The 5,702-nt window shown below is 51.5% G+C and carries 2 tRNA genes and 3 rRNA genes; all 5 read right to left on the reverse strand.

Annotation, left to right across the window (positions count from 1 at the left end):
* Positions 1-101: 101 nt before the first annotated feature.
* The 5 genes from rrf to A7P97_RS08825 all read right to left on the reverse strand — a co-directional run bounded on the left by rrf (position 102) and on the right by A7P97_RS08825 (position 5,484).
* Positions 102-214, reverse strand: a 5S ribosomal RNA gene (gene rrf, locus A7P97_RS08805).
* A gap of 174 nt (positions 215-388) precedes the next feature.
* Positions 389-3,358 (reverse strand): 23S ribosomal RNA (locus A7P97_RS08810).
* Positions 3,359-3,688: 330 nt separating this feature from the next.
* Positions 3,689-3,764 (reverse strand) — tRNA-Ala (locus tag A7P97_RS08815).
* 35 nt (positions 3,765-3,799) lie between these two features.
* Positions 3,800-3,876: transfer RNA gene (locus A7P97_RS08820), tRNA-Ile, on the reverse strand.
* Positions 3,877-3,943: 67 nt separating this feature from the next.
* A 16S ribosomal RNA gene (locus tag A7P97_RS08825) occupies positions 3,944-5,484 on the reverse strand.
* The 16S, 23S and 5S rRNA genes sit together here with 2 tRNA genes alongside, the layout of an rRNA operon.
* Between the last annotated feature and the right edge of the window lie 218 nt (positions 5,485-5,702).

The following is a 5,702-nucleotide window of genomic DNA, read 5'->3' on the forward strand; positions in this document are numbered from 1 at the left end:
CTTTTCCAACTCACACTGTACCGCTATCCCGGATTTCCATTCCTTTCATCATACTCCCACAAAGCACAACACCCGCCATCAGGCGGGTGTCGTAAATAGGTGTTTGGCAGTGTCCTACTTTCGCACGGGTATCCGCACTATCATCGGCGCTGGTTCGTTTCACGGCCCTGTTCGGGATGGGAAGGCGTGGGACCAAACCGCTATGGCCGCCAAACTTAAACTGTACAAATCGTCAAGCCGCCGGTAGCGTCCACTCCGGCCAATCAAATCAAACTGTCCTGTCCGGCTATAAACCAAACAGTCGGGTAATGTGTATCGATTCCAGTAAGCTTTATTCTCTATGAGTGCCCTTCCCGGTGTCTCCTCACCGCAAAGCACTTCAAATGATAGAGTCAAGCCTCACGAGCAATTAGTATGGGTCAGCTGCACGCGTTGCCGCGCTTCCACACCCCACCTATCAACGTCCTGGTCTAGAACGACTCTTCAGCGCGGTTATACCGCAAGGGAAGTCTCATCTCCAGGCAGGTTTCGCGCTTAGATGCTTTCAGCGCTTATCCTTCCCGAACTTAGCTACCCGGCGATGCCACTGGCGTGACAACCGGTACACCAGAGGTTCGTCCACTCCGGTCCTCTCGTACTAGGAGCAGCCCCTGTCAAACTTCCAACGCCCACTGCAGATAGGGACCAAACTGTCTCACGACGTTTTAAACCCAGCTCACGTACCACTTTAAATGGCGAACAGCCATACCCTTGGGACCGACTACAGCCCCAGGATGTGATGAGCCGACATCGAGGTGCCAAACTCCGCCGTCGATATGAACTCTTGGGCGGAATCAGCCTGTTATCCCCGGAGTACCTTTTATCCGTTGAGCGATGGCCCTTCCATTCAGAACCACCGGATCACTATGTCCTGCTTTCGCACCTGCTCGACTTGTCGGTCTCGCAGTTAAGCTACCTTTTGCCATTGCACTATCAGTCCGATTTCCGACCGGACCTAGGTAACCTTCGAACTCCTCCGTTACTCTTTGGGAGGAGACCGCCCCAGTCAAACTGCCTACCATGCACGGTCCCCGATCCGGTTTACGGACCTGGGTTAGAACCTCAAAGTCACCAGGGTGGTATTTCAAGGACGGCTCCGCAGAAACTGGCGCCTCTGCTTCCAAGCCTCCCACCTATCCTACACAAGTGACTTCAAAGTCCAATGCAAAGCTACAGTAAAGGTTCACGGGGTCTTTCCGTCTAGCAGCGGGTAGATTGCATCTTCACAACCACTTCAACTTCGCTGAGTCTCGGGAGGAGACAGTGTGGCCATCGTTACGCCATTCGTGCGGGTCGGAACTTACCCGACAAGGAATTTCGCTACCTTAGGACCGTTATAGTTACGGCCGCCGTTTACTGGGGCTTCGATCCGATGCTCTCACATCTTCAATTAACCTTCCAGCACCGGGCAGGCGTCACACCCTATACGTCCACTTTCGTGTTTGCAGAGTGCTGTGTTTTTAATAAACAGTCGCAGCCACCTATTCTCTGCGACCCTCCAAAGCTTACGGAGTAAATCCTTCACCTCAGAGGGCATACCTTCTCCCGAAGTTACGGTATCAATTTGCCGAGTTCCTTCTCCCGAGTTCTCTCAAGCGCCTTAGAATTCTCATCCTGCCCACCTGTGTCGGTTTGCGGTACGGTTCGATTTAAGCTGGAGCTTAGTGGCTTTTCCTGGAAGCGTGGTATCAGTCACTTCATATCCGTAGATACTCGTTATCGCTTCTCGGTGTTATGAAGAACCGGATTTGCCTAATCCTTCCACCTACCGGCTTGAACAAACTATTCCAACAGTTTGCTGACCTAACCTTCTCCGTCCCCACATCGCACTTAAATCAAGTACGGGAATATTAACCCGTTTCCCATCGACTACGCATCTCTGCCTCGCCTTAGGGGCCGACTCACCCTGCGCCGATGAACGTTGCGCAGGAAACCTTGGGCTTTCGGCGAGCGGGCTTTTCACCCGCTTTATCGCTACTCATGTCAACATTCGCACTTCTGATACCTCCAGCATTCCTTACGAAACGCCTTCTCAGGCCTACAGAACGCTCCCCTACCATGCACGCTTCATTAAAACAGCTAACCCCATCTACCATACTCGACTTTGATGGGCGCTTTCCGTCGCTTCGCTCCGGCAAGCTGTTTTAATGAAGCATGCATCCGCAGCTTCGGTTATAGATTTGAGCCCCGTTACATCTTCCGCGCAGGATGACTCGACCAGTGAGCTGTTACGCTTTCTTTAAATGATGGCTGCTTCTAAGCCAACATCCTGGCTGTCTAAGCCTTCCCACTTCGTTTACCACTTAATCTATCATTTGGGACCTTAGCTGGCGGTCTGGGTTGTTTCCCTTTCGACAACGGACGTTAGCACCCGCTGTCTGTCTCCCATGATTGCACTTTCCGGTATTCTGAGTTTGCCATGGGTTGGTAAGTCGCAATGACCCCCTAGCCATAACAGTGCTTTACCCCCGGAAGTGATACATGAGGCACTACCTAAATAGTTTTCGGGGAGAACCAGCTATCTCCGAGTTTGTTTAGCCTTTCACCCCTATCCACAGCTCATCCCCGCATTTTGCAACATGCGTGGGTTCGGTCCTCCAGTACCTGTTACGGCACCTTCAACCTGGCCATGGATAGATCACTCGGTTTCGGGTCTACACCCAGCAACTATGACGCCCTATTAAGACTCGGTTTCCCTACGCCTCCCCTATCCGGTTAAGCTCGCTACTGAATGTAAGTCGTTGACCCATTATACAAAAGGTACGCAGTCACACAATAAATGCTCCCACTGTTTGTATGCATCAGGTTTCAGGTTCTATTTCACTCCCCTCCCGGGGTTCTTTTCGCCTTTCCCTCACGGTACTGGTTCACTATCGGTCGATGATGAGTATTTAGCCTTGGAGGATGGTCCCCCCATCTTCAGACAGGATTTCTCGTGTCCCGCCCTACTTGTCGTATGCTTAGTACCACTGCCGGAATTTCGGATACGGGGCTATCACCCACTATGGCGGAAGTTTCCAATTCCTTCTCCTATCCCGACAACTATCACATACAGGCTGCTCCGCGTTCGCTCGCCACTACTTGCGGAATCTCGGTTGATTTCTTTTCCTCCGGGTACTTAGATGGTTCAGTTCTCCGGGTTCGCTTCTCTAAGCTTATGTATTCGGCTTAGGATACACATTGCTGTGTGGGTTCCCCCATTCGGACATCACCGGATCAAAGCTCTATTGCCAGCTCCCCGATGCTTTTCGCAGGCTTACACGTCCTTCGTCGCCTATCATCGCCAAGGCATCCACCTGATGCACTTATTCACTTGACTCTATCATTTGAAGCGCCTCTTTGACTTCGCCTGCGCTGCGTTGACTACAGCTGGGGCTTAAGGCCTCCACTCTGATAAAGCTTACTGCTTGTTGTGTCCGAACCCTGCCTTTTGCGTTTCAGGATTCGGTCGATACAATCATCACCCAAATTTCTGTATGACTTATCTTTAGGATAAGCCTTACTTCGTTTGTTTGTTGATTTCGGCTTGCCAATTTGTTAAAGATCGATGCGTTTTGACTTCGCAAATAAAAATAAACTACCACTCAAAACTGCAACATGTAGCAGCTTGCTCGCATATTTAGCATACTTTTATTTGGAAAGTATGGTGTGGTGGAGGCAAACGGGATCGAACCGATGACCCCCTGCTTGCAAAGCAGGTGCTCTACCAACTGAGCTATGCCCCCAGTACCCGGGCGGATCTGCTCCACTCTACGCCTACTGGTGGGTCTGGGAGGACTTGAACCTCCGACCCCACGCTTATCAAGCGTGTGCTCTAACCAGCTGAGCTACAAACCCAACATTCTCTTCGCATCTGTATCCGATTACCGATAGGTGTGGATGCTCTACCCCTACTTTTCTCTAGAAAGGAGGTGATCCAGCCGCAGGTTCCCCTACGGCTACCTTGTTACGACTTCACCCCAGTCATGAAGCATACCGTGGCAAGCGGGCTCCTTGCGGTTACCCTACCTGCTTCTGGTATCCCCCACTCCCATGGTGTGACGGGCGGTGTGTACAAGACCCGGGAACGTATTCACCGCAGTATGCTGACCTGCGATTACTAGCGATTCCGACTTCATGCACTCGAGTTGCAGAGTGCAATCCGGACTACGATCGGTTTTCTGGGATTGGCTCCGCCTCGCGGCTTGGCTACCCTCTGTACCGACCATTGTATGACGTGTGAAGCCCTGGTCATAAGGGCCATGAGGACTTGACGTCATCCCCACCTTCCTCCGGTTTGTCACCGGCAGTCTCATTAGAGTGCCCAACTAAATGATGGCAACTAATGACAAGGGTTGCGCTCGTTGCGGGACTTAACCCAACATCTCACGACACGAGCTGACGACAGCCATGCAGCACCTGTGTTACGGCTCCCGAAGGCACCCCCCTATCTCTAAAGGGTTCCGTACATGTCAAAACCAGGTAAGGTTCTTCGCGTTGCATCGAATTAATCCACATCATCCACCGCTTGTGCGGGTCCCCGTCAATTCCTTTGAGTTTTAATCTTGCGACCGTACTCCCCAGGCGGTCGATTTCACGCGTTAGCTACGCTACTAAGGTATCATGTACCCCAACAGCTAATCGACATCGTTTAGGGCGTGGACTACCAGGGTATCTAATCCTGTTTGCTACCCACGCTTTCGAGCATGAACGTCAGTGTTATCCCAGGGGGCTGCCTTCGCCATCGGTATTCCTCCACATCTCTACGCATTTCACTGCTACACGTGGAATTCTACCCCCCTCTGACACACTCTAGCTATCCAGTTCAGAACGCAGTTCCCAGGTTGAGCCCGGGGATTTCACATCCTGCTTAAATAACCGTCTGCGCTCGCTTTACGCCCAGTAATTCCGATTAACGCTCGCACCCTACGTATTACCGCGGCTGCTGGCACGTAGTTAGCCGGTGCTTATTCTTTAGGTACCGTCAGCAAAAAGTGGTATTAGCACTTCCCTTTTCTTCCCTAACAAAAGTACTTTACAACCCGAAGGCCTTCTTCATACACGCGGCATGGCTGGATCAGGGTTGCCCCCATTGTCCAAAATTCCCCACTGCTGCCTCCCGTAGGAGTCTGGGCCGTGTCTCAGTCCCAGTGTGGCGGATCGTCCTCTCAGACCCGCTACTGATCGTCGCCTTGGTAGGCCTTTACCCCACCAACTAGCTAATCAGTTATCGGCCGCTCGAATAACGCGAGGTCTTGCGATCCCCCGCTTTCTCCCTCAGGACGTATGCGGTATTAGCCAATCTTTCGATTGGTTATCCCCCATTACTCGGTACGTTCCGATATATTACTCACCCGTTCGCCACTCGCCGGCAGTAGTGCAAGCACTACCCCGCTGCCGTTCGACTTGCATGTGTAAAGCATGCCGCCAGCGTTCAATCTGAGCCAGGATCAAACTCTTATGTTCAATCTCTAACTTAATACTTCTGGTCTGCTTCAAAGAAATCGACAGAACAATGTTAAACATCGTCTTGTCTTCTTCTCAACAGTGCAGGTGTAAAACACCCACACTTATCGGTAATCTGATTGTTAAAGAGCTGCTGAACCGTAAAACCGACAACAAAACCGTGCCGTAAGGAACAGCGAAGATGCGGACTATACGCCTACCAAAATATTTTGTCAAAT

This window comes from Eikenella sp. NML070372 (assembly GCF_001648415.1).
Lineage (GTDB): Bacteria > Pseudomonadota > Gammaproteobacteria > Burkholderiales > Neisseriaceae > Eikenella > Eikenella exigua.